The organism is Citrobacter sedlakii NBRC 105722 (genome assembly GCF_000759835.1).
Classification (GTDB): domain Bacteria; phylum Pseudomonadota; class Gammaproteobacteria; order Enterobacterales; family Enterobacteriaceae; genus Citrobacter_A; species Citrobacter_A sedlakii.
Genome location: NZ_BBNB01000002.1, coordinates 63,199 through 88,112, shown reverse-complemented (window position 1 = coordinate 88,112; position 24,914 = coordinate 63,199). Strand labels below are relative to the sequence as shown.

At 56.7% G+C, this 24,914-nt stretch carries 21 protein-coding genes; 10 read left to right on the top strand and 11 right to left on the bottom strand.

All coding sequences use genetic code 11. From position 1 onward, the window contains the following. Positions 1-35: 35 nt before the first annotated feature. From CSE01S_RS04765 to CSE01S_RS04750, 4 genes are all read right to left on the bottom strand, one after another. Complete coding sequence (locus CSE01S_RS04765; protein WP_042285024.1) at positions 36-1,298, bottom strand: DUF1479 domain-containing protein; 1,263 nt, start codon at positions 1,296-1,298, stop codon at positions 36-38. A 142-nt stretch (positions 1,299-1,440) separates the two neighbouring features. After that, the gene (locus CSE01S_RS04760; protein ID WP_042285022.1) at positions 1,441-2,256 is read right to left on the bottom strand and encodes a Cof-type HAD-IIB family hydrolase; all 816 of its coding nucleotides are present in this window, start codon (positions 2,254-2,256) and stop codon (positions 1,441-1,443) included. A 172-nt stretch (positions 2,257-2,428) separates the two neighbouring features. Continuing rightward, positions 2,429-4,861 (bottom strand): formate C-acetyltransferase/glycerol dehydratase family glycyl radical enzyme, encoded by a 2,433-nt coding sequence (locus CSE01S_RS04755; protein WP_042285021.1) that lies wholly within the window; start codon positions 4,859-4,861, stop codon positions 2,429-2,431. Between the two features lie 4 nt (positions 4,862-4,865). Beyond that, entirely contained in the window at positions 4,866-5,765 is a 900-nt protein-coding gene (locus tag CSE01S_RS04750; protein ID WP_042285018.1) for a glycyl-radical enzyme activating protein, read from the bottom strand. A 132-nt stretch (positions 5,766-5,897) separates the two neighbouring features. Here CSE01S_RS04750 and fsa point away from each other — a divergent pair, with 132 nt between their 5' ends. After that, positions 5,898-6,560, top strand: coding sequence for a fructose-6-phosphate aldolase (gene fsa, locus CSE01S_RS04745; protein ID WP_042285017.1), 663 nt, complete (start codon positions 5,898-5,900; stop codon positions 6,558-6,560). A 146-nt stretch (positions 6,561-6,706) separates the two neighbouring features. Here fsa and moeB read toward each other — a convergent pair whose 3' ends face one another. Next, positions 6,707-7,456 carry a molybdopterin-synthase adenylyltransferase MoeB gene (gene moeB, locus CSE01S_RS04740; RefSeq protein ID WP_042285015.1) on the bottom strand — a complete coding sequence of 250 codons (750 nt, stop codon included), beginning with the start codon at positions 7,454-7,456 and terminating at the stop codon, positions 6,707-6,709. Then, complete coding sequence (moeA, locus tag CSE01S_RS04735) at positions 7,456-8,691, bottom strand: molybdopterin molybdotransferase MoeA (RefSeq protein ID WP_042285012.1); 1,236 nt, start codon at positions 8,689-8,691, stop codon at positions 7,456-7,458. The genes moeB and moeA overlap by 1 nt, the downstream gene beginning before the upstream one ends. Before the next feature lie 184 nt (positions 8,692-8,875). Here moeA and iaaA point away from each other — a divergent pair, with 184 nt between their 5' ends. From iaaA to gsiD, 5 genes are read left to right on the top strand one after another with little or no spacing between them, the layout of a single operon-like run. Continuing rightward, positions 8,876-9,841 (top strand): beta-aspartyl-peptidase, encoded by a 966-nt coding sequence (gene iaaA / locus CSE01S_RS04730; protein ID WP_042285009.1) that lies wholly within the window; start codon positions 8,876-8,878, stop codon positions 9,839-9,841. Then, the gene (gene gsiA, locus CSE01S_RS04725; protein WP_042285007.1) at positions 9,828-11,699 is read left to right on the top strand and encodes a glutathione ABC transporter ATP-binding protein GsiA; all 1,872 of its coding nucleotides are present in this window, start codon (positions 9,828-9,830) and stop codon (positions 11,697-11,699) included. Before iaaA ends, gsiA begins: the two co-directional genes overlap by 14 nt. 28 nt (positions 11,700-11,727) lie before the next feature. After that, a complete protein-coding gene (gsiB, locus tag CSE01S_RS04720) occupies positions 11,728-13,266 on the top strand; it encodes a glutathione ABC transporter substrate-binding protein GsiB (RefSeq protein ID WP_042285005.1) in 1,539 nt (512 codons plus the stop codon). 17 nt (positions 13,267-13,283) lie between these two features. Beyond that, positions 13,284-14,204, top strand: coding sequence for a glutathione ABC transporter permease GsiC (gsiC, locus tag CSE01S_RS04715; RefSeq protein ID WP_042285004.1), 921 nt, complete (start codon positions 13,284-13,286; stop codon positions 14,202-14,204). A 2-nt stretch (positions 14,205-14,206) separates the two neighbouring features. Further along, complete coding sequence (gene gsiD, locus CSE01S_RS04710; protein WP_042285003.1) at positions 14,207-15,118, top strand: glutathione ABC transporter permease GsiD; 912 nt, start codon at positions 14,207-14,209, stop codon at positions 15,116-15,118. A gap of 71 nt (positions 15,119-15,189) precedes the next feature. Here gsiD and rimO read toward each other — a convergent pair whose 3' ends face one another. After that, a complete protein-coding gene (gene rimO, locus CSE01S_RS04705; protein ID WP_042285002.1) occupies positions 15,190-16,524 on the bottom strand; it encodes a 30S ribosomal protein S12 methylthiotransferase RimO in 1,335 nt (444 codons plus the stop codon). Positions 16,525-16,788: 264 nt separating this feature from the next. Between rimO and bssR the strand changes: the two genes are divergently transcribed. Together bssR and CSE01S_RS04695 are read left to right on the top strand one after the other, a co-directional pair. Beyond that, entirely contained in the window at positions 16,789-17,172 is a 384-nt protein-coding gene (gene bssR, locus CSE01S_RS04700) for a biofilm formation regulator BssR (protein ID WP_042285000.1), read from the top strand. A 128-nt stretch (positions 17,173-17,300) separates the two neighbouring features. Continuing rightward, positions 17,301-18,416, top strand: coding sequence for a PQQ-dependent sugar dehydrogenase (locus tag CSE01S_RS04695; RefSeq protein ID WP_042284998.1), 1,116 nt, complete (start codon positions 17,301-17,303; stop codon positions 18,414-18,416). Here CSE01S_RS04695 and CSE01S_RS04690 read toward each other — a convergent pair. Together CSE01S_RS04690 and CSE01S_RS04685 are read right to left on the bottom strand one after the other, a co-directional pair. Continuing rightward, entirely contained in the window at positions 18,413-19,699 is a 1,287-nt protein-coding gene (locus CSE01S_RS04690; RefSeq protein ID WP_042284996.1) for an ABC transporter substrate-binding protein, read from the bottom strand. The two genes, CSE01S_RS04695 and CSE01S_RS04690, sit on opposite strands and share 4 nt — an antisense overlap. 22 nt (positions 19,700-19,721) lie before the next feature. Then, positions 19,722-20,813: a glycoside hydrolase 5 family protein gene (locus CSE01S_RS04685; RefSeq protein ID WP_042284995.1), complete on the bottom strand. Its 1,092-nt coding sequence runs from the start codon at positions 20,811-20,813 to the stop codon at positions 19,722-19,724. Positions 20,814-20,956: 143 nt separating this feature from the next. Between CSE01S_RS04685 and CSE01S_RS04680 the strand changes: the two genes are divergently transcribed. Continuing rightward, positions 20,957-21,994, top strand: coding sequence for a LacI family DNA-binding transcriptional regulator (locus CSE01S_RS04680; RefSeq protein WP_042284993.1), 1,038 nt, complete (start codon positions 20,957-20,959; stop codon positions 21,992-21,994). Positions 21,995-22,012: 18 nt separating this feature from the next. Here the strand turns inward: CSE01S_RS04680 and CSE01S_RS04675 are convergent, their stop codons facing one another. Next, on the bottom strand, positions 22,013-22,639 hold the full coding sequence (locus CSE01S_RS04675; protein ID WP_042284991.1) for a glutathione S-transferase family protein: 627 nt from the start codon (positions 22,637-22,639) through the stop codon (positions 22,013-22,015). Between the two features lie 248 nt (positions 22,640-22,887). Here CSE01S_RS04675 and dacC point away from each other — a divergent pair, with 248 nt between their 5' ends. Next, complete coding sequence (gene dacC, locus CSE01S_RS04670) at positions 22,888-24,090, top strand: serine-type D-Ala-D-Ala carboxypeptidase (RefSeq protein WP_042286191.1); 1,203 nt, start codon at positions 22,888-22,890, stop codon at positions 24,088-24,090. Positions 24,091-24,129: 39 nt separating this feature from the next. Here the strand turns inward: dacC and deoR are convergent, their stop codons facing one another. After that, complete coding sequence (deoR, locus tag CSE01S_RS04665) at positions 24,130-24,888, bottom strand: DNA-binding transcriptional repressor DeoR (RefSeq protein ID WP_042284989.1); 759 nt, start codon at positions 24,886-24,888, stop codon at positions 24,130-24,132. Between the last annotated feature and the right edge of the window lie 26 nt (positions 24,889-24,914).

Below are 24,914 nucleotides of genomic sequence, written 5' to 3'. Positions count from 1 at the left end.
TGCGGGAAGAAAACCGGAATGATTGAGGGTAAGTATTAAACCATTCCCAACGCCCGTTTGCCGTGAATATTCAAATCATTCAGCGTAAAGCGGCCTTCCCAGTTCATTTCATAATCTTCACGTGGGAAATCTCCCGGGGATGCGCCTTTCTCCAGGGCGGCTCTTACCGTGTGCGCGTACGCCAGATTCTTTTCGCACATGGGCGCGGCGGGAATATACATCACGTTTCCCCAGCCCTGCTGGTTTTCGACCGGGGCGACAGCGTGGATTACGTCGCAATGCCACCAGACGGAGTCCCCGGCTTCGAGTTGCGGAATACTGGTCAGCGCCTCCATCAACAGCGGATGCCACTGTTCTGACACGGGCAGTACCCTGCCGGGCGCCACGCCGCACAGTTCATCGTCTGGTACATCGTCCAGCAGCGGACGCAGCAGGAGATATGCCATCGCTTCAGGAATGGGGACCACATGCAGTAAACCTTGACCCGGAAGCATATCGGACAACGCTGTCCAGCCCTGGAAGGTGCGGAAGACCGAGCATTTTGTGGTGTTATCGACGGTATATTCTTCCACGTCGGTACGGTATGCCGCATCCCACGGATCGTATTTCGCCAGATTACCGTTAAACACGTTGGCGAAGACGCGCTGATAGGCTGGGAGCAGCCAGCGTTCCAGTGCGCCGGAATCGGTATGCGCGCCAAGCCCTTTCGACGTGGTTCCCGGTGGACGACGACGAATGCGGTCCGGATAAATCACGCTGACGTCCGGGTCAAACCACTGCTTACCGTCACGGGCAAATGTCCACAGCCGGTTAAGGAAAGACTGAACGTTTGCCATCTCTTCACTTTGTCGGGCCTGCATCTGCGCCTGAGACCAGTAGATCGGAAAGATCTCCGGGCGGGAGGCGGACAGCGTCCCGAAGAAGTTGTCCCCCGGACCTTTATACACGTCATCAAAGTGATTGCGGTCGAGGTAGTTGAGCATGGACTGATCCCAGTCAAGCGCCTGCTGACGAGGGAAATGGCCTTTAATTACCGCGCAACCGCGCCGTTTGATGAGTTCGCGCTGCTCTGCAGTGATCTTGCCCGCGTTGAGGTCCGTATATGTCAACTCAGGCCAGACTGCTGCTCCCCGCGCTTTAAGGTCATTGATCTCGGCTACCCGGGTAGCGAGGGCATCACTCAATTGATTAAAGAGTCGTTGTACGTCACCCAGCTGCGCGCGCAGTTCTTTTTTCATCTGGCGGATCGCCGCTTTGTGATCGACAGGTAACGTCTCGCTTGTAAATATAAAGGCCATAACTACCTCGCATAACTTTCATTCGAAACTTATTTAAATTACAAATGACACTATAAGTTATAAATAGGTTAATGCAAGTTTAAAAAATTGAATGCTTAGGGTGACGCTGGAGAACCGGAGCGCAGGGCTCCGGCATGTGGGATCAGGCGTTGAAAGGGGCGGTATTATCCAGAACGGCCTGAATGACGTTTAGCGCGCCCTGATGGTTATTGTCATCGGTGCGGTAGCGGGAGAGGGCTTTGATGCTGTCGGCGGCATTGGTCATGGCAAAAGAATAGCCCGCCATTTTGAGCATTTCGGCATCGTTACCGCTGTCGCCTATCGCCACCACGTTTTTTGGCGACAGCGCCCAGCGTTTCAGCAGGCGGGAGATACCGTTGGCTTTATGCAAACCCGGAATAATTAAATCAATAAAGCCAAAACCGCTGGTCACTGGCTTCATTATGCCGTCAAGCGAGGTATGTAACGCATCCATCACCAGAGGGATCTGCTCGTCCGCCAGGTTCAGCGAAAACTTGAACAGCACGTCGTCAATGTCGTGATAGTCCTTAACTGGCTTCAGGCGATGGTAATGTTTTGACATTAAAGCGACAAACTCTTCGGGGGCGTTTTCACTTACATAAGCGCTTTGCAGACCGCAGGCCACAAAGTTGAGTTGCTTATCTTTTAGCAGTTCGCCGATCACAATGCGTGATTCGTGACGGGTCAGTTCGCCATGAAAAAGCTGCTTGCCATGCTCAAACACCAGCGCGCCGTTTTCGGCCACGAAACTGATTTCATCCTTGAGTTCAGGAAAGAAAGAGATGAGCTGGTAATACTGATTGCCGCTGGCGACGACAAACTCAATATTACGTTTTTTGAGTTCCTGATACTGGGCCATAAAGCGGGTACGATCGTACTTTTTGGCGTCATCAAGAAACGTACCGTCCATATCGGTGACGATAACGTTGACTGTCATATAAGTGCTCCTGGCTCAAAACTGCGACCAGAAACATTTTAATAACAATGTGACCGAAACCACAAATTTATTTCGAATGAAAGCAACAGGCCGGAGAAGCGCAAGCCGCTCCGGCGACAGGAGGATAAGGCCGGACGGCAACGCTTACGCGTATTCTCCGGCCAGAAGCGCATTACAACATATGCTCGGTACGGGCGATGATATCGTCCTGCGCATCCGGTGAGAGGGCGGTAAAGAAGGCGGAATAGCCAGCCACTCGCACCACCAGATCGCGATACTGATCCGGATGTTTCTTCGCCTCCAGCAGCGTTTCACGGGAGACAATGTTGTACTGAATATGCCAGCCCTTGTGATCCTCAAAGAAGGTACGCAGCAGGATCATCAGCTTCTGCTTGTCGGATTCATTCTCCAGCGTGGCTGGATTCAGCTTCTGGTTCAGCAATACGCCGCCAAGAATCGAACCGGTCGGCAGTTTACCGACGGAGCCAATCACCGCGGTTGGCCCAAGGTGGTCGGTACCGGAGGCCGGGCTTGCCCCTTCCGCCAGCGGCGTATGGGCTTTTCGGCCATCCGGAGTTGCCATCGTCGCCGCGCCAAACGGCACATTTGCGGAAATAGATGACGTCCCTGCGTAATAGTTACCGCCAACCGGGCCGCGTCCATAGCGTGGGTTATGGTATTGCTTCAGTTCGTCGATATAGGTCTGATAGGCGCGTGCCAGCAGGGTATCGACGGAATCATCATCGTTACCGTATTTCGGCGCGCCGTTGATTAAACGCTGGCGCAGTTGCTCGTGGGTCAGGCCATCGAAATCTGCCGCCAGCGCGGCCGCCAACTGTTGTTGACCAATTACGCCTTGTTCAAACACCAGTTTCTTCACCGCCGCCAGGCTGTTGCCGAGGTTGGCAATGCCCACCTGTAAACCGGACACCCAGTCATACTTCGCGCCGCCCTGCTTGATGCTTTTCGCGCGTTCGATACAGTCATCCACCAGCGCTGAACAGAGGATATCGTGCACATTCTCCTCCAGCATGGTGTCGACAACGTACTCAATTTCGATCGATTTACGCGTGTAGTAACGAATCTGGGTATCCCAGGCCGCCATCACGTCGTCGAAATCCGTGAAGTTACCGGCAGAGAGCGCTTTTTCCTGCGGCAGGAACACCTTGCCGCTGGTGGCGTCGCGGCCGCCTTCCAGCGCCGCCAGCATGACGCGGGCAAAATTGATGAAGCTCATTCCGGTGCAGCGATAGCCCCATTTGCCGCCAACGGCGGTTTCGATGCAGCCAATCGCCGCGTAATCGTAGGCGTCCTGCGGTTCAATACCGAGCTTAATGAATTCGGGAATGACAATTTCATCATTGTTAAAGGCGGGCATCCCGAATCCGCAGCGGATCACCTGCACGCAGGCATCGAGGAAGTCGTTGCTCATACCGGCGTGATAACGCACGCTCAGATTCGGCTGGGTAGAGCGCAGACGACCGCAGGATTCCAGAATGGCATAAGAGAGCGGGTTCACCGCATCCATCGGCTGGCCGTTAACCAGATTCTGACCGCCAATGGTCACGTTCTGGTACAGCGGGCTGCCCGCCGAGGCTTTAGAGTGCGAGCCGGAGCGGATCTTGTTCACCTCCAGCAGCTTGAGCCAGCAGCTGTGCAGCAGCTCGATGGCATGCTCGCGATCCAGGCTCTGGTCCAGCTCCACGTCGCGGCGGTAATACGGATAAAGGTACTGATCCATACGGCCAAACGAGACGGAGTGACCGTTAGACTCAATTTGCAGAATCAGTTGAATGAAGTAGCACAGCTGGAGCGCCTGCCAGAACGTTTGCGGCGGCTGATGGGCGATGACGTCGCAGTTCTCCGCCATCGTCAGTAGCTCCGTGCGGCGGCTCTCGCGGGTTTCTTCACTGGCCATTTTACGCGCCAGCTCAGCGAAACGCGCGATATGATCGCTGACGGCAACCAGCACGATATCAATGGCTTTCAGGAACTGTTCGCCGTGCAGATCGTCAAGGACGGTGAGGTTAATGCGTGAACGACGTTCCGCCACTTTGTCACGCAGACCGTCGAGCCCTTTTTCCAGAAGCAGCGGGAAATTCACCGCCAGATGCGCGTCGCCGGAGGTCATATTGCCTTCGGCTTTGATGATGCCGGTTTCCAGCAGCGCTTTTTGTTCATCGGTAAACATCCCGTAGCAGCGATCCTGTACGGTCTGGCCTCGCCACCACGGGCAGACTTCATGCAGCACGCGCTTATTCTCTTCGCTGACTGCGAAGCCCGCGCCCGGTCTGTCCGCCAGGTCGTCAATTTCTTTTTCAATCCACGAGACGGTATATTCCGGGAAGATCGGCGCGGCGCGCACTTCGCTCGCCTGGTTGCCGATGATCAGCTCGTCGTGCTTGATCCAGATGGTGCGTTCCGCCAGGTGGTGCGCCAGCGCCAGCGCGCGGCGTACCGGAATCGGTTTGTCGAGATGCTGTTTGTACATTTCGGTATAGTGCTGTGCGCGTTCGGTACATACCGGCGGTTTAACGATATGCACCAGCGCGGTTTTGTGCGCTTTAATGCGTTCGCTGAGCGTGTCCAGTTTCAGTTGCGTCATAGGGCTATCCTCGTAAAGTCGCGGTTAAACCTTTCGCGCAGGCGTACTGCTGCGCATAGGCAAGCAGTTCTGGCGCATCCAGCGGTTTTTCCGGCGCGTTGTAGGGTTGATTGAGTAAGTGATATTTGTTGATGCCCAGCGTGTGATAGGGCAGAAAGTGAATTTCGCGAACGCGCAGCGTGTCGGCGGCAAAATCGGTGATGGCTTCGATCGCTTCTTTGTCGGCGTTAAATCCCTGAATCAATGGGACGCGGATAATCATCTGTTTACCCGCCGCCGCGACCCGCTTCAGGTTGTCCAGCACCCGCGCGGCGCTGCCATCGGTCCACTGTTTGAACGGCGCCTCGGCGACGTGCTTCAAATCGGCGAGGAATAAATCAACGTATTCCAGCGAAGGCGCAATGTACTTCCACGGGACATGCAGGCAGGTTTCAACTGCGGTATGGATCCCTGCTTCATGGCTGGCTTTCAACAGCGAAGCGGCAAGCGCCGGTTGCATAAAGGGTTCGCCGCCGGAAAGGGTGATGCCGCCGCCGCTGCGATCGTAAAAGGGTTTGTCGCGCAGCACGGTAGCCATAATGTCGTCCACGTTCTGTTCTTCGCCACAAACCGTCAGGGCCTGAGTCGGACAGCAATCGTTCAGCGCGGCGAGCTGTTTTTCGGTAAGATTTTCACGGTGGATCACAAGGCCATTCAGCGCGCGTTCGATCACGGCTGGCGCAGCCTGGGCGCACAGCTGGCAGCCCTCCAGACACAGGCGCGGATCAAACAGCAGATCCGGCGTGCGCGACCGGCTTTCCGGATTCTGGCACCAGCGACAGCCCAGCGAGCAGCCCTTCAGGAACACGACGGTGCGGATGCCGGGACCATCGTGGGTTGAATAACGCTGAATATTAAAAATCATAACCGGCCTCACTTGTTTCGTATAAAGATTAAAATACTTTCGAATGAAAGTTATATTGACGTGTATCAACTAACATGGCGGTTTTACCGTGGTATCTTGGTTTTAAGCTAACGATCAGTTTGAGGAATAGGTATGGAACTTTATCTGGATACTTCCGACGTTGAGGCCGTTAAGGCACTGGCGCGGATTTTCCCTCTCGCGGGCGTGACCACTAACCCGAGTATTGTCGCCGCAGGCAAAAAACCGCTGGAGGTATTGCTGCCTGAATTACGTGATGCGATGGGCGGTCAAGGGCGTCTGTTTGCCCAGGTGATGGCGACGACGGCGGAAGGGATGGTCAGCGATGCGCGCAAGCTGCGTGGGATCATTGCGGATATCGTGGTCAAAGTTCCGGTAACGGCGGAAGGGCTGGCGGCGATTAAATTGCTGAAAGCGGAAGGCATTCCGACCCTCGGCACGGCAGTGTACGGCGCGGCGCAAGGGCTTCTCTCCGCCCTGGCGGGGGCGGAGTATGTCGCGCCATACGTTAACCGCATGGATGCGCAGGGAGGGGACGGGATCCAGACCGTGACCGATCTCCAGAACCTGCTGAAAATGCATGCTCCTCAGGCGAAAGTGCTGGCGGCGAGCTTTAAAACCCCGCGTCAGGCGCTGGATTGCCTGCTGGCAGGCTGTGAGTCGATCACCCTGCCGTTGGACGTTGCGCAGCAGTTGATCAGCTATCCGGCAGTGGATGCCGCCGTCGCCAAATTTGAGCACGACTGGCAGAACGCGTTCGGTCGTACCTCAATCTGATCCCAGGCCGGGTGGGGCGTAATCCTTATCCGGCCTCATAGCAGTCCGGTCCAGACAAACATGCGCATGGCGCGCCAGCGTTACAGCGCGACGTTTTCCTAACGCTCGAGTCCCTGTGCGCCAGTGGGTCGTCACCGGGACGTATGTTATTCCCCGCATACTTCGCAGGTTGGATTGCGCATCAGTTTCATTTCGCGAAACTGGCAGGTCATCGCGTCGTAGATGACAATTTTGCCGCGTGCGGGCTGTCCATAACGCGCCAGCAGTTTTATTGCCTCCATTGCCTGTAGCGAGCCAATCACGCCAATCAGCGGCGCCATGACGCCCGCTTCGACGCAGGTGAGGGCGTTTTCGCCAAACAGGCGGCTCAGACAGCGATAGCAGGGTTCGCCTTCCTGATAGGTAAAGACGCTGATCTGACCCTCCATGCGGATTGCCGCGCCGGATACCAGGGGAACCCTGGCGGCAAAGCAGCCCGCGTTGAGCTGGTTGCGAACGGCGACATTATCGGTACAGTCCAGCACCAGATCGTGTTTAGCGATAAGCGCGCTAAGCGCTGTGTCATCCAGCAGAGCGTTGATCGGCGTAATCGTAATGTGTGGATTAATCCGTTGCAGCGCCTCCCGCGCAGACTCAACTTTAGCCTGCCCGATCGTCGCGTCGCTGTGCAGGGTCTGACGCTGCAGGTTGGACAACGACACGGTATCGAAATCCAGTAGCGTCAGTTGTCCGACGCCTGCGCTTGCCAGATATTGCGAGGCGGCGCAACCGAGTCCGCCGAGCCCGACGATCAGTACTCTGGCCGCCTTCAGCGCTTCCTGACCGTCAAAATCGAAGCCGCGCAGGATGATTTGCCGGTTGTAGCGCAGCATCTCCTGGTCGCTGAGTTCCGCCATTACAGGCCCCCAAACAGTGCGTTAAACGGCTCGACGTCCACCCATTCGCCGGCCTCCACATTCCCGCGCTCGCGCTCCAGCACAATGAAGCAATTTCCTTGGCTGAAGGAGCTAAAAATATGCGAGCCCTGGTGTCCCGTCGTGCTCACTTCCAGCTCGCCGTTCGCGTTGCGCTGTAACACGCCGCGCTGGAAGTCGAGACGTCCCGGCGTTTTTTTCAGACGCGAGGCGGTGCGGACCCGCTGACGGGGCGGTAAGCCGCTGGCGTTGTTACCGCTCAGTTTCGCCAGCAACGGTTGCACCAGCTGGTAAAACGTCAGCGCTGCGGAGACAGGGTTGCCCGGCAGGCCACAGAACCAGCTGTTGCTAAGCTGACCGAACGCGAACGGTTTGCCTGGCTTGATCGCCAGCTTCCAGAAAGCGATCTCGCCGAGTTCTTCCAGAATGGTTTTGGTGTAATCCGCTTCGCCAACCGATACGCCGCCGGAACTGATAACCACGTCGGCCTGGCTGTCGGCTTCAATAAACGCCGCGCGCAGGGCGTTCGGGTCGTCGCGAATAATCCCGAGATTGATCACCTCACAACCCAGTTGTTCCAGCATCAGGTGCACCGCCAGGCGGTTGGTGTCATAAATTTGCCCCTCGCCGAGCGGCTGACCCGGCAGTTGCAGTTCATCCCCCGTGGAAAACAGCGCAACGCGCACTTTACGCACCACCGGCACCCCGGCAATGCCGAGCGACGCCAATACCGGCAGCTCTGCGGTGGTCAGGCGCGTACCGACAGGAAATACCACCGCGTTTTGGCTGATATCTTCTCCGCGACGGCGAATATTTTGCCCGGCGCGAACGTCAGCGGTAAACCGAATACCGCTGTCCGTTTGTTCGGTGTGCTCCTGCATTACCACCGCCTCACAGCCTGCGGGAACCGGCGCGCCGGTCATAATGCGAATGCAGCTTCCGGCGGGCCAGTCACCGTCAAACGGCTGACCGGCAAAGGCTTTACCGGCGACGGGCAGGGGGTGCCCGGCAGCGAGGTCGGCGAGGCGTACCGCGTAACCGTCCATTGCGGAATTATCAAAGCCCGGCACGTCCAGCGGCGAGACCACATCGGTGGCCAGAATGCGACCAAAGCACTGCACCAGCGGCAGTGTCTCAACGGCGGTAAGCGGGGTCACACGCGACAGCATATTGGTAAGCGCCGTTTCCAGCGGCATCAGTCCGGCGGTAAATTCCATGAAAACACTCCTGCGGGGCAAACTCGAATCCGTCTATTATGTCAGAAAATGGCGGGGGACTGTATGCTCCCTCGGACGTAGCCTGCGTCCTGAACCTTTACATGCCAAACGCATCTTTCTATATTCAAAAATCGAATCAATAACTCTACGAAATTCTGATATTTGTAGAAGACGGATGATAATCATGGGCAAAGCAGTCATTGCAATTCACGGCGGCGCTGGCGCTATCTCGCGCGCACAGATGAGCCACGAGCAGGAGTTACGCTATATCCAGGCGTTGTCTGACATCGTAGCGGTCGGACAAACGATGCTGGAAGCAGGAGAAAGCGCACTGGATGTGGTGACGGAGGCCGTGCGGTTGCTTGAAGAGTGTCCGCTGTTTAACGCGGGCATCGGCGCGGTATACACCCGCGACGCCACCCATGAACTGGATGCCTGCGTCATGGACGGTAACACCCTGAAAGCCGGGGCGGTGGCGGGCGTCAGTCATCTACGTAATCCCATTCTCGCCGCCAGGCTGGTGATGGAACACAGTCCCCATGTCATGATGATTGGCCCTGGCGCGGAAGCATTTGCTGCCGGACTGGGGATGGCGCGTGTCTCCCCGGAAATTTTCTCGACGCCGGCACGTCTGGAACAGCTTCTGGCCGCGCGCGCCAGCGGTGAAACGCGGCTCGACCATAGCGCCGCGCCGTTGGATGAAAGTAAAAAAATGGGCACCGTTGGCGCGGTGGCGCTCGATTTACAAGGTAACCTGGCGGCGGCAACCTCGACGGGCGGCATGACCAATAAACTGCCTGGACGCGTGGGCGACAGCCCGCTGGTCGGCGCGGGCTGCTATGCCAATAATGCCAGTGTGGCGGTGTCCTGTACCGGCACCGGGGAAGTGTTTATTCGCACGCTGGCCGCCTATGACATTGCCGCGTTGATGGAGTACGGCGGCCTGAGTTTATCCGAAGCCTGCGAGCGCGTGGTGATGGAGAAATTACCGGCGTTGGGCGGCAGCGGAGGGCTGATCGCCGTTGATCATGAAGGGAATGTCGCGTTGCCCTTTAACAGTGAAGGCATGTATCGCGCCTGGGGCTACGCGGGCGATACACCAACCACCGGAATCTACCGGGAACAAGGGGATACCGTTGCCACACAGTGATGAGCTTGCCGCCAGCGATGTACTGGCGGTCAGCAAACTGACCATTGCCTTTCGGCACGAGCAGCAGCGCGTCGAGGCGGTGCGGGAACTGTCGTTTCGCCTCAAGCGCGGCGAGACGCTGGCGATTGTCGGCGAATCCGGATCGGGAAAATCGGTAACCGCGCTGTCGCTGATGCGGCTGCTTGAGCAGTCCGGCGGAGAAGCGCACAGTGAACAGATGCTGCTGCGCCGACGAAACCGCGACGTGATTGAGCTGGGGGAGCAAAGCGCCTCGCAGCTGCAGCGCATTCGCGGCGCCGATATCGCGATGATTTTTCAGGAGCCGATGACCTCCCTCAACCCGGTGTTTACCGTAGGCGAGCAGATCGCCGAGTCGATCCGTCTGCATCAGGGGCTAGGGCGGGAAGAGGCGATGGCGGAAGCTAAACGCATGCTCGATCAGGTCCGCATTCCTGAAGCAAACGCGATTCTGTCGCGCTATCCCCATCAACTTTCCGGCGGGATGCGCCAGCGGGTTATGATCGCGATGGCGCTCTCCTGTCGCCCGGCGGTGTTGATCGCCGACGAACCGACAACCGCGCTGGATGTCACTATACAGGCGCAGATCCTGCGCCTGATCAAGGTGTTGCAGCAGGAGATGTCGATGGGGGTGATTTTCATCACGCACGATATGGGCGTGGTGGCCGATGTCGCCGACCGCGTACTGGTGATGTATCAGGGCCAGGCGGTAGAAACCGGCGATGTTCAGCATATTTTCCGTGCGCCGCAGCATCCCTACACCCGGACGCTCCTGGCGGCAGTACCAACACTGGGCGCGATGCAAGGGTTGCCTTATCCGCGCCGCTTCCCGCTCATTTCCCATGACGAACCGGATACCTGCGAGCCGCCGACGGATCAGAATACGGTGGTGGACGGCGAGCCAATATTGCAGGTGCGCAATCTGGTTACCCGTTTTCCCCTGCGTAGCGGCATCCTGAACCGCGTGACGCGGGAAGTGCATGCGGTTGAAGACGTCAGCTTCGATCTCTGGCCGGGTGAAACCCTGTCGCTGGTGGGGGAGTCCGGCTGCGGTAAATCCACAACCGGCCGGGCGTTGCTTCGGCTGGTGGAAAGCCAGTCCGGCGAGATTATTTTTCAGGGGCAGCGTATAGATAACCTGCCTGCCCGCAAGCTGCAGTCTTTGCGGCGTGATATTCAGTTCATCTTTCAGGATCCTTATGCCTCGCTCGATCCCCGCCAGACCGTAGGGTATTCCATTGGGGAACCGCTAAGAGTACATGGGGTGCTTGAGGGGGACGCGGCGGCAAAAAGAGTGGCGTGGCTGCTGGAACGGGTTGGGTTGCGCGCCGAGCACGCCTGGCGCTATCCGCATGAGTTCTCTGGCGGACAGCGCCAGCGTATCTGCATTGCCCGCGCGCTGGCGCTGAACCCGAAGGTGATCATCGCCGATGAGGCGGTTTCGGCGCTGGACGTCTCGATTCGTGGTCAGATTATTAATCTGCTGCTCGACTTACAGCGGGAAATGGGCATTGCTTATCTGTTTATTTCGCATGATATGGCGGTGGTGGAGCGCATCAGCCACCGCGTCGCGGTCATGAACAGGGGGCGTATTGTGGAGATAGGGCCGCGCGCAGCGCTGTTTGAACATCCGCATCATCCCTACACGCGCAAGCTGATGGCGGCGGTTCCGGTGGCTGACCCCGGGCGGCAACGACCGCAACGCGTGTTGTTATCGGACGAACTTCCCAGCAATATTTATCGACGCGGGGAGAGGGTGACGCCTGTTTCATTGCAGTTAGTCGGGCCAGGGCACTATGTCGCGCGTCCGCAACAAGAAAATGCGCTTTCGCGCTTATAACAATCAGGCAGGGTACAGGAGAAAAATTATGACAACATTCGTTCCCCGGCAGTGGCTATTGGCTCTCGGCGCGGCCTCCGTACTGGCCGCCACGCCCGCGTTTGCGGCGAAAGACGTCGTGGTGGCGGTAGGTTCCAATTTCACCACGCTCGATCCTTACGATGCGAATGACACCTTATCGCAGGCGGTCGCTAAATCTTTTTACCAGGGGCTGTTTGGACTGGATAAAGAGATGAAGCTGAAAAACGTGCTGGCGGAAAGCTACACCGTTTCCGACGACGGCCTGGTGTATACCCTTAAACTGCGTCAGGGCGTGAAGTTCCAGGACGGGAGCGACTTTAACGCCGACGCGGTGAAAGCGAACCTCGATCGCGCCAGCAACCCGGATAACCGACTTAAACGTTATAACCTGTATAAAAATATCGCTAAAACGGAAGTGGTTGATCCCGCGACCGTAAAAATTACCCTGAAGCAGCCTTTCTCGGCGTTTATCAACATTCTGGCGCATCCGGCAACCGCGATGATTTCGCCGAAAGCGCTGGAAAAATATGGCAAAGAGATCGGCTTTCATCCGGTCGGGACCGGGCCTTACACGCTTGAAACGTGGAACCAAACCGATTATGTGAAGGTGAAAAAATTCCCCGGTTACTGGCAAAAAGGGTTACCGAAGCTCGATACCATTACCTGGCGTCCGGTAACTGACAACAATACCCGCGCGGCGATGCTGCAAACCGGCGAAGCGCAGTTTGCGTTTCCTGTTCCTTACGAGCAGGCCGCTCTGCTAGAGAAAAACAAAAATCTGCAACTGGTGGCCAGCCCGTCGATCATGCAGCGTTATATCAGCATGAACGTGACGCAAAAACCGTTTGATAACCCGAAAGTGCGTGAGGCGTTGAACTACGCCATTAACCGCCAGGCGCTGGTGAAGGTGGCGTTTGCTGGCTATGCGACCCCGGCGACCGGAGTGGTACCGCCGTCCATTGCCGGGGCGCAAACCTACAAGCCGTGGCCTTACGATCCGGCAAAAGCGCGTGAACTGCTGAAAGAGGCCGGATACCCGAACGGCTTTAGCACCACGCTATGGGCTTCGCACAATCACAGTACCGCCCAGAAAGTGCTGCAGTTTACTCAGCAGCAACTGGCGCAGGTGGGCGTTAAGGTTCAGGTGACGGCGATGGACGCCGGACAGCGCGCTGCGGAAGTGGAAGGTAAGGGGCAGAAAGAGAGCGGGGTGAGGATGTTTTACACCGGCTGGTCGGCTTCTACCGGCGAAGCCGACTGGGCGTTGTCGCCGCTGTTTGCCTCGCAAAACTGGCCGCCGACGCTGTTTAATACCGCCTTTTACAGCAATCAACAGGTAGATCGCGATCTGGCGCAGGCGTTGAAAACCACCGACCCGCAGGAGAAGGCGCGGCTGTATAAAGAGGCGCAGGATATCCTCTGGCAGGCGTCGCCGTGGATCCCGCTGGTGGTAGAAAAACTGGTCTCGGCGCACAACAAAAAGCTGACTGGCTTCTGGATTATGCCGGATACGGGCTTCAGCTTTGACGACGCCGACTTGCAATAAGCCACCCCGGGAATCTGATGCTTAACTATATTCTCAAGCGTTTGTTGGGGTTGATTCCGACGCTGTTTATTGTGGCGGTGCTGGTTTTTTTATTCGTCCATCTGCTCCCCGGCGATCCGGCGCGGTTGATCGCCGGGCCGGAAGCCGACGCGCAGGTCATCGAACTGGTGCGTCAGCAACTGGGGCTTGACCAGCCGCTGCATGTCCAGTTCTGGCATTACATGTCCAACGTGTTGCGCGGCGATTTTGGCCTTTCGATGGTCTCCAGGCGACCCGTTTCCGAGGAGATTGCCAGCCGTTTTATGCCTACGCTGTGGCTGACGCTCACCAGTATGGCGTGGGCGGTTCTGTTCGGCATGGCCGCGGGTATTGTCGCCGCTGTCTGGCGCAACCGCTGGCCCGATCGTCTCAGCATGACGCTCGCCGTTACCGGGATCTCCTTTCCGGCCTTTGCGCTGGGGATGCTGCTGATGCAGGTGTTTTCCGTCGGGCTGGGCTGGCTGCCGACCGTGGGGGCCGATAGCTGGCAGCACTATATTTTGCCGTCAATCACCCTGGGCGCAGCGGTGGCGTCGGTGATGGCGCGCTTTACCCGCGCGTCCTTTGTCGATGTGTTAAGCGAAGATTACATGCGCACCGCGCGGGCGAAAGGGGTGAGTGAAACCTGGGTGGTGCTCAAGCACGGACTGCGCAACGCCATGATCCCGGTCGTCACCATGATGGGGCTGCAGTTTGGCTTTTTGCTCGGCGGTTCCATCGTGGTGGAGAAGGTCTTTAACTGGCCGGGGCTGGGGCGTCTGCTGGTGGATTCGGTGGAAATGCGGGATTACCCGGTGATACAGGCCGAAGTGCTGTTATTCTCGCTGGAGTTTATTCTTATCAACTTAGTGGTGGATGTGCTCTACGCGGCCATTAACCCGGCTATCAGGTACAAGTAAGGATGCGATTACGTCACTGGCGCCGTCAGGCGATATTGAATGCGATGCCTCTGGTGAAACCGGAGCGGGTGCGCACGCCGTGGTACGAATTCTGGCGACGCTTTCGTCGCCAGCATGCGGCGCTGATTGCCGGTCTGTTTGTGCTGGCGCTGATTGTGGTTGCGGTGTTTGCCCGCTGGCTGACGCCGTTTGATGCGGAAAATTATTTCGATTACGACCGGCTCAACGAAGGTCCGTCGGCGCTGCACTGGTTCGGCGTGGACTCGCTGGGCAGGGACATCTTCAGCCGGGTGCTGGTCGGCGCGCAAATCTCTCTCGCGGCGGGGGTATTCGCTGTGCTGATCGGCGCGGCGATCGGTACGGTGCTGGGGCTACTGGCGGGCTACTATGAAGGCTGGTGGGATCGGTTGATTATGCGCATCTGCGATGTGTTGTTCGCCTTTCCCGGCATTCTGCTGGCGATAGCCGTGGTGGCGGTGCTCGGCAGCGGCATTGCTAACGTGATTATCGCCGTGGCGATATTCTCGATCCCGGCCTTCGCGCGCCTGGTACGTGGCAATACGCTGGTGTTGAAGCAGCAAACATTTATCGAGTCGGCCCGAAGCATTGGCGCCAGCGATGCGACGATCCTCTTCAACCATATTCTGCCCGGAACCGTTTCGTCGATTGTGGTGTTTTTCACCATGCGCATAGGGACGTCGATCATTTCGGCGGCAAGTCTGTCGTTTCTTGGTTTAGGGGCGCAGCCGCCGACGCCGGAGTGGGGCGCGATGCTTAATGAAGCGCGAGCGGATATGGTGATCGCGCCGCACGTGGCGCTGTTCCCGGCGGTGGCGATATTTTTGACGGTACTGGCGTTTAACCTGTTAGGCGATGGACTGCGGGACGCGCTGGATCCGAAAATTAAAGGGTAAGCGAGGGGAAGGGACCGGTGTTGACCGGATGCGACATAGATGGCGCATCCGGCAATCCTGAGGGGCAAACGTTAAACCCGGGAACCCCACAAATCATATTCGTCGGCGTTTTCCACCTTAACGCGAATCACATCGCCGGGCTTCACGTGGGTCTCACCGTTCAGGTAAACCGCGCCGTCAATTTCCGGTGCGTCCGCCATGCTGCGGCCGATCGCGCCTTCCTCGTCTACCTCATCAATGATGACCAGTATCTCGCGGCCCACTTTCTCCTGCAGGCGTTCAGCGGAAATCTGTTGCTGTAGCTGCATAAAGCGGTTCCAGCGCGCTTCTTTTACCTCTTCCGGCACCTGATCCGGCAGCGCGTTCGCGCCTGCGCCCTCTACCGGGCTGTATTTGAAGCAGCCGACGCGGTCGAGGCGCGCTTCTTTCAGGAAGTCGAGCAGCATCTGGAAATCGTCTTCCGTCTCGCCCGGGAAACCGACGATAAACGTCGAACGCAGCGTCAGTTCCGGACAGATTTCACGCCACTGTTTGATGCGCGCCAGCTGGCGGTCAACGGAACCCGGACGCTTCATGAGCTTCAGAATGCGCGGGCTGGCGTGCTGCAACGGAATATCCAGATACGGCAGAATTTTGCCTTCCGCCATCAGTGGGATCACGTCATCGACATGCGGATACGGATAGACGTAATGCAGACGCGTCCAGATGCCGAGCCTGGACAACTGCTCGCACAGGCTCACCATGCTGGTTTTCACCGGCTCGCCGTTGTGGAAACCGGTGCGGTGTTTCACGTCCACGCCGTAGGCGGAAGTGTCCTGGGAAATCACCAGGATCTCTTTTACCCCTGCGTCGACGAGGCGTTTGGCTTCGCTCAGTACTTCGCCAATGGGACGGCTGACAAGATCGCCACGCATGGAAGGAATAATGCAGAAGGTGCAGCGATGGTTACAGCCTTCGGAAATTTTCAGATAGGCGTAGTGACGCGGGGTCAGCTTCACGCCCTGTTCCGGCACCAGGCTCAGGAACGGATTATGCTTCGGTTTGGGCACGTAATGATGGACGTGTTCCAGAACCTGCTCATAGCTGTGCGGTCCGGTAATTTCCAGCACTTTCGGATGGACTTCGCGGATCTGATCTTCTTTCGCGCCCAGACAGCCTGTCACGATCACTTTGCCGTTTTCATTCAGCGCTTCGCCGATGGCTTCCAGCGACTCCTGCACGGCGCTGTCGATAAAGCCACAGGTATTAACGATGACCATATCTGCATCGTCATAGCTCGGGACAACGTCGTAACCTTCAGTGCGCAGTTCCGTCAGGATACGTTCTGAATCGACAAGGTTCTTCGGGCAGCCAAGAGAGACAAAACCAATCTTTGGCTGCAGGGAGGGATTTCGGGTTTGTGACATGCTGATTTACTCACGTTGCATCAATGGCGCGGGATTTTAACGGCATAGTGGCGGAAATTATACAGGAATGTGCGCGTCCCGACAGATTAGTTATTAGCGGCGGCGAAAACGCCCTGGCTCAGCGCTGCTGAGGGAGGTCAGATGCATTATTAACATTGTAAATAATGTTAATTCCCGGTGAATTATTGATCTCCGGCAGCTTTTTGAGCAAAAAACGACCATACTATAAAATTGCACTATGGTTGCAAAAAGGAGGAACGAAGTATGTTCGTTGACAGACTGAGAACCGATCTGCTGAATAAGCTGATCAACGCCAGGATAGACCTCGCTGCGTATCTGCAGCTACGGAAGGCGAAAGGATACATGTCAGTCAGCGAGAATGATCATCTACGTGATAACTTTTTCGAACTGAACCGTGAGCTGCACGATGAATCGTTGCGCTTCACTTTGCATCTCGACCAGGAAGAGTGGGATGCTTTGCACCGTGCCGAAGGGGCGCTGGCCGCTGCTGCCGTGTGCCTGATGAGCGGACATCAGGACTGTCCGACTGTCATTGCCGTCAACGCAGATAAACTCGATAACTGCCTGACGACGTTAACGCTGAGCATTCAGAGTCTGCAGGCCAACTCAACGGCTGAATATGCCTGAAGCCAGTTCTGGAAACCTGTCTGTAATAAGGGGGAGGATGCTCCCCCTTCATATTAAGTTTTTGTAAAAATCGCCGCGTTATGTTCCTTGCTGACTACGCTTTAACCCAGAGTCATCAAGGAGGCGTTATGCGTCTATCGCTTATCCCGTTTATCCCCGCACTGTTATTTTCAGCGTTAGCGCAGGCCGACCCCCCCGCGGTCAACGTTGAGGTATTGCAAACCAAACTGGACCACCCGTGGGCGCTGGCGTTCCTGCCGGAGGATACCGGTATGCTGATAACCCTGAAGGGGGGGCAGCTACGTCACTGGCAGGCGGGAAAAGGGCTTTCCGACCCGCTGGCGGGCGTCCCTAAGGTCTGGGCGAACGGTCAGGGCGGTCTGCTGGACGTGGTGCTGGCGCCGGACTTTGCCGAAACGCGGCGTGTCTGGCTCAGCTATGCGGAAGCCGACGCGGAGGGTAAAGCAGGCACGGCGGTCGGCTTCGGGCGGCTCAGCGACGATCTTTCGCGGCTGGAGAACTTCCAGACCGTATTCCGCCAGATGCCCAAACTGTCCACCGGTAATCATTTCGGCGGCCGTCTGGTGTTTGACGGTAAGGGATATCTGTATATTGGTCTTGGCGAAAACAATCAGCGACCCACGGCGCAGGATCTCGACAAACTTCAGGGCAAAGTGGTGCGTCTTACTGAGCAGGGTGAAGTACCGTCTGATAACCCGTTTGTCAACCAGGCGGGGGCGCGTCCAGAAATCTGGTCTTACGGGATCCGCAACCCACAGGGGATGGCGATGAATCCGTGGAGCCAGGTACTGTGGCTGAATGAGCACGGCCCGCGTGGCGGTGATGAGATCAATATCCCAGAGAAAGGCAAAAATTACGGCTGGCCGCTGGCTACATGGGGGATCAACTACAGTGGCTTTAAGATCCCGGAAGCAAAAGGGGAAACGGTGGAAGGCACCGAGCAGCCGATTTTTTACTGGAAGCATTCCCCGGCAGTCAGCGGCATGGCGTTTTACAACAGCAACACGTTCCCGCAGTGGAAGCAAAAGGTGTTTATCGGCGCGCTGAAGGATGAAGATGTGATCGTCATGAACGTCGACGGGGATAAGGTCAGCGAAGAGGGACGCATTCTGGGTGAACGGGGTCAGCGCATCCGCGACGTGCGCGTCGGACCCGACGGTTATCTGTATGTTCTGACCGACGAGTCCGACGGCGAGCTGTGGAAAGTTAGCCCGCGTAGTTAGCGCATAATCCGCCTGAGTACGCGGTTAGCCTGCTGTTCAAATTCGCTGGCCGCTTCATCGATCGTTGCTTTTCCATGGTCGATGTTTTCCCGTGCGGCGGTAAAGAGAGCGATAATTTGCGGATCTTCCAGCCACGGCATAACCGGCGAGTGGTTCGGTAGCGCCGCGGACTGCTGGAGTCCGGTGACCACCGGATCGTCGTCTTTTAATACGCCGGCGTCGCGCAGAATTTTCTCGCCTGCCGCACTCAGCGGAACGCCACGTTCCAGCCCGGTCGCCAGCACACCCTCGGGCTGACTCATCAGAAAATCGATCAGCATTGCCGCTTCCTGAGGGTGTTTGCTGTGTTTACTAATAGAGAACATGAGCGCGGTTTTATTAAATTGCCCGGCATCTTTTGCGCCTTCACGCATCGGATATGGCCCCATTACCAGATCGGACGGATTGGGGAGATTCTGTGATTCCGCTGGATACAGCACATTCCAGTTATAAATACCGGCCCATTCACCGTTGATCCACGGCTTCATTTCGTAATAGACCCCTTTACCGTAGGCCGCCAGCTCTTTGGCATCCGGGATGACGTGCTGGTCGGTCAGTTGCTTATAGAAGGTAAAGGCTTCCACCAGCTCCGCATGACTCCAGGCGATTTTGCGCCGTTGCTCATCAACCATGGGCTTTTGGTATTTTTGATACAGCCAGGAACGCAACAGCAGCAACCCGTCCTGTTCTGAAAGGATCAACGGATAATAGTTATCGCCGAGCTTCTGTTTGAAAACCGGTCCGGCCTTCAGCAGTTCATCCCAGGTTTCAGGAAACGCCACGCCCGCTTTTTTCCATGTCGCCGCGTTGTAATAAAACAGCATGACGTTTGCCGAGACGGGAATCGCGTTAATTTTGCCCTTGACGGTGGTGGTCGCCAGCGAGGCGGGAGAAAACTGGTCCAGCCCAACCGGCACGCTGAGCTGGCGAAGATCGTAAAAACCCTCGCCGTTTTTCGACAGCAGGGTCAGCCAGTTCCAGTTGGTTTGCATAACGTCGGCTTCCGTGCCGCTGTTCATTTGCGTGGTGAAACGCGAATAGTAACCGTCCCAACCGGTATATTCCGCTTTCACCTTAATACCGGGATACCTGGCCTCGAATGCGTCCAGCGCTTTCAACGTGGCCTGATTACGCACTTTCCCGCCCCACCAGGCAAAGCGAATCTCTACCGGTTTAGCGGACCAGGCGCTGGCGGCGGCGCTCAGACCGCAGCAAACCAGCAGAAATAACAGTGATTTTCTCATCGTAAACATTCTCCATGTTGATTTATGTCCGGCTATTGCGCTGCTGCCGACGAGAATCAGTAAGTTGTTTCACCAGGCGCATTTCCTCTTCGCGCCATGGCGTGCCGTCCGGTTTCAGCACATCGTGAAACCAGAGCGACTGCGGGTCAGGATGGCATTTATTGACCCCAGGCCAGGGGATCCAGGTTTGCGTTTTGCCCTGCACCAGCCCCCAGTGATAGCAGCCGGTATCGAAGGCGCTGAACAGCGGCAGTTGCTCGCTGAAGACACACTGGGTGTGGCGGGAAAGCCATTCGGTGCAAAGCACCGGTCGGCCGTAGCGGGAAAGGGTATGCAGAAGCGATGCCTGGGTTGCCGCGGGCGCGTAGGCGTGATAGCTGATGATATCCGACAGCGCTATTGCGGCAACGTCAATGGGATGTTCAAGGGTGCCCCAGACATCATGCTCAACGTGCCAGGCGGCAGCGGTCAGCGGCTGTGAGGGGCTGGCGCTCCGCGCCCAGCTAAAAACCTTGCGCAGCAGTCGCAGGGCGTGTTCTTCCAGTTCCACATCCACTTCCGCATAGTCGGTGGGGGAGACGAACACGCCACGGTTGCCCGGTTCGTTGTACAGGTCCCAGATGGCGATGCGCCCGTCGTTGGCGAAACGGGTAATGATATCGCAAACGTAGGCTTCCACCTGTGGCCACGGGTCAGCAGACATCACTATCTCCCGGCCCGGGCTGGCGGCGGCCTGGCTGTTATGTACGCCGGGAGTGGGCGCTTTTTGCGGTCCATACCACGGCTCGTCGCCGGAAAAACCACAGTCGTCCAACAGCGTCAACATCACCTGCATATTGTGGCGCGCGGCAACGTTGAGAAAAGCGTCAATACGCGCCATCAACCCGTCCCGGTCATGCTGCCAGACCACATACGGCAGATTAGTACGCAGTGCGTTGTAACCGTATCGTTCCGCCCACGCCAGCTCCTGTTCAATTACCGGTAAATCAAAGGTCTCAGCCTGCCACATTTCGTTCCAGTTAACGGCGGTCCGTGGAAGATAGTTGAATCCGCAGGCCCAGCCGTGCTGCGCAAACCATGCCTGCGCCTGGCGAATAGTCCATTGTTGTTGCATCGTTTTTCTCCTTGCTAATATTATTAGCTAATTTTTATTAACTTTATTTCAGATGCAATCACGGCGCGAGGAATCTGCAAAGGCGTTCACAAATTAACGCCGGGGAGAGTGTGGTATAGTCTGGCGAGGCAGAAGGAGTTGATATGCAAAAGAAGAATAAAATAACCATGAGTGATATTGCCCGCGAAGCGGGGGTATCACAGGCTACCGTGTCGCTGGTTCTGAATAACAGCCGCAGCATTCGCTTAAGCGAGGCCACGCGCGAGCGCGTGTTTCAGGCCGCGCGGCTGTTGGGTTATCAAAAACTGACGGTAGCGCATCGCCAGGAAGGGCAGGAGGAAATCGCCCTGCTGGTCAGCGGGATGCCGGGCTACGACCCCTTTGTCGACGCGTTAAGCGAGGCCAGCAGCACCGCCTGGCAGCATGACATGCTGCTTACCGTCTATGATTACGGTGATGACGTTGAACTGGCGCGGCATATTTTGCAACAGCTTGCCCAGCGTCACTGCGCGGGCGTTATTTTTGCCAGTCCGGTTACCCGGGTCTTTGACTTTTCCCCGTTCAGACATGCCGTTCAGATGCCTGTGGTCCTGCTGAATCAGTACGATCCGACGCGTCCTCTGTTGCCTACCTTCTTGCCGGATGATAAGGCTAACGCCTGTCAGGTGACACAGCATTTGCTCGATCAGGGCGTGACGCGTATCGCGCATATCATGGGCGACGAATGGATGGACGCCAGTCGGTTACGTCTGGAAGGTTACCAGCAGACCCTCGGGGCCGCGGGCATTCCTCTGGAAGAACAGCTTGTTCGCCAGACAGACTGGTCGCTGAACGCAACCTATCACGCCACCCAGGCGTTGATGCAGTTGCCTCAGCCGCCTGAGGCCATTTTTTGCGCCAGCGACTGGATGACGTTGGGCTGCTATCAGGCGCTGGCGGCGATGGGCGTGAAGATCCCCGACGATATACTGGTGTGCGGTTATGACGATCAGCGCATTTCACATCAGCTCACCCCGCAGCTTACCAGCGTTCAGTTGGCCTATAACGAGCTGGGGAAGATGGCGGTGGAATATTTATGTCAGGGCGATGATAACGCGACGCACTGCAGGCTGGTGGGTAAACTTCAGGTACGCGGCAGTAGCCTGCGTACCGGAAAAGGGCCGGGGCGAAAAGAATCTTAACCGGCCTGATTGCGCGCATTAACTCACCGGGATCATCACCGTTTTACGAAACGCCGGGCGTTCGGCAAGCTGCTGATACCAGCGTTCGAGGTGCGGGCGCGGGGTCCAGGTCAGGCCGACGTTAAACAGGTTATAGACGAACGGCGCGATGGCGATGTCGCCCAGGCCGAACGCATTTCCCGAAAACCAGGTGTGATTCGCCAGTTCTGCATCAAGAATCGCAAACAGCTCATCACAGCGTTTGGCGCCGGCATCAATTACGGCCTGGTCGCGCTGCTCCGGTGGGGTACGCACCAGACCCATCAGCACCACGCGATGCGCCGGGCTGAGCGTCTGGTTCGCCCAGTCCATCCATTTTTCACCCTCAGCGCGGCGCGCAGGCGCATCGACCCACAGGCGTTTCTGTCCATACTGCGCCGCCAGATAACGCACGATTGCGTTGGATTCCCAAAGCACAAGATCCGTTTCATCGTCACGCAACAGAGGCACCAGCCCGTTCGGATTCATCGCCAGATAATCGGGATCCTGATTCACACCAAACTGGCCTCCCGCCAGGATATGGCTAAACGGTAATTCCAGTTCTTCGAGCGTCCATAACACTTTCTTGACGTTGGTTGAGTTATTGCGACCCCACAGCGTAATCATAATTACCCCTCACAAAATGGACAGCCTCCGGGCTGCGTTCGTCTTCCATGGTGAGATAAACCTAACATTTACGCAACAGTCTGCAAAAAAAACGCCCCGGTTGCAGCGTGACGGGGCGTTATTGCATAAACTTTAAAAACTTTACCAACTTACGGTTCCCTTACGCTTCTTAGTGCGTTATTACTCACCGCACTTATTATACGGTGGTATGACGTATATTTTTTTGAATGGATACTCGGGTGGCATTTATGACGTATTTATCTTTTTCCCTCCGTAATATCGCAGCGGGTTCAGCCCTGTTATTCCTTTTCGCGCCAACCGCAATGGCGGCGGAACAGACCATTGCCGCGCCTGCCGTGGATGCGCGCGCGTGGATTTTAATGGATTACGCCAGTGGTAAAGTGCTGGCGGAAGGCAACGCTGACGAGAAGCTGGACCCGGCGAGCCTGACGAAAATCATGACCAGCTACGTTGTCGGGCAGGCGCTGAAAGCGGGCAAGATTAAGTTGACCGATATGGTGACCATTGGTAAAGACGCCTGGGCGACCGGCAATCCGGCGCTGCGCGGCTCGTCGGTCATGTTTCTTAAGCCTGGCGATCAGGTGGCGGTATCTGACCTGAATAAAGGGGTGATCATCCAGTCCGGCAACGACGCCTGTATTGCCCTGGCGGACTATGTCGCCGGCAGCCAGGAGTCGTTTATCGGTCTGATGAATGCTTATGCGAAAAAGTTGGGGCTGACCAACACCACGTTCCAGACAGTTCACGGCCTGGATGCGCCGGGCCAGTTCAGTACCGCGCGCGACATGGCGCTGCTTGGCAAAGCGTTGATCCACGATGTGCCGGAAGAGTACGCCATCCATAAAGAAAAAGAGTTTACCTTTAATAACATCCGCCAGCCTAACCGTAACCGTCTGCTGTGGAGTTCCAGTCTCAACGTTGATGGTATGAAAACAGGTACCACGGCGGGCGCGGGGTATAACCTGGTGGCATCGGCAACCCAGGGCGATATGCGCCTGATCTCGGTGGTGTTGGGGACCAAAACCGATCGCATCCGCTTTAACGAATCGGAAAAACTGTTGACCTGGGGCTTCCGCTTCTTTGAGACCGTGACGCCGATCAAACCAGACGCCACTTTCGTCACCCAGCGCGTCTGGTTTGGCGACAAGAGTGAAGTCAACCTGGGCGCTGGTGAAGCCGGGTCGGTGACCATCCCGCGCGGACAGCTGAAAAACCTGAAGGCCAGCTTTACCCTGAATGAACCGCAGCTCACCGCGCCACTGAAAAAAGGTCAGGTTGTCGGCACCATCGACTTCCAGCTTAACGGGAAATCCGTTGAACAACGTCCGTTGATGGTCATGGAAAACGTCGAAGAGGGCGGCTTCTTTAGCCGGATGTGGGATTTCGTGATGATGAAGTTCCACCAGTGGTTTGGCAGTTGGTTCTCTTAAGACGCCAGAAGGCCGGAGAAACGCCGTCTCCGGCCTGATTTAGTACATCACCTTAATCCGCTGCGCTTTGGCGAAGTGGATAAATTCATCGTCGGGACAGCGGTCGCTGACTATTGCGTCAAAGCGTTTCAGATCGCCCATTCGCGCCGGGCGCACTTTGCCGAATTTACTGTGATCCACCACCAGGACATGACGCTGCGCCATCGACATCGCCCAGTGCTTCACCGGTAATTCTTCCAGGTTAAAACAGGTCGCGCCTTTGCTGATATGTACCCCTGCGGCGGAATAAAAGGCAATGTCCGGACAGATATTGTTCAACGTTTCCTGCGCGTCAAGCGGCTTGAAAATGGCGTTGCTGGCATGAAATTCACCGCCGCAAAGAATGGCGCGGCACAGCGGTTTTTCCTGCAGCGCGAGAAAGGTATTCAGTGAATAACAGACCGCAGTGAACGGTGTGTCGTTATCGATCGCTTCGATGATCCACGGCGTGGTGGTGCCGCAGTCAAAAAACAGCGTTTGATGAGGCTGCACCAGCTCTGCCGCCAGGTGCGCCGCACGCCGCTTTTCTTCGACCAGGCGAGACTTTTGATCGCTTAACAGGTAATGGCTGGCGCTGCGGGGCTCCAGCACAATATAGCCGCCCAGCAGCACGACCGGCGCGCTACGGCTATTCAGGTCGCGACGAATTGTCATTTCAGAAACGCCCAGCAGGGTCGCGGCTTCCTTGAGATGAAGTTTATCGCTGCGTTTCAGTGCCTGCAGCAGTTGACCAATACGCTCATCGCGACGAGTTTCCATAATTCCCCTGGACGAATAAATAAGCA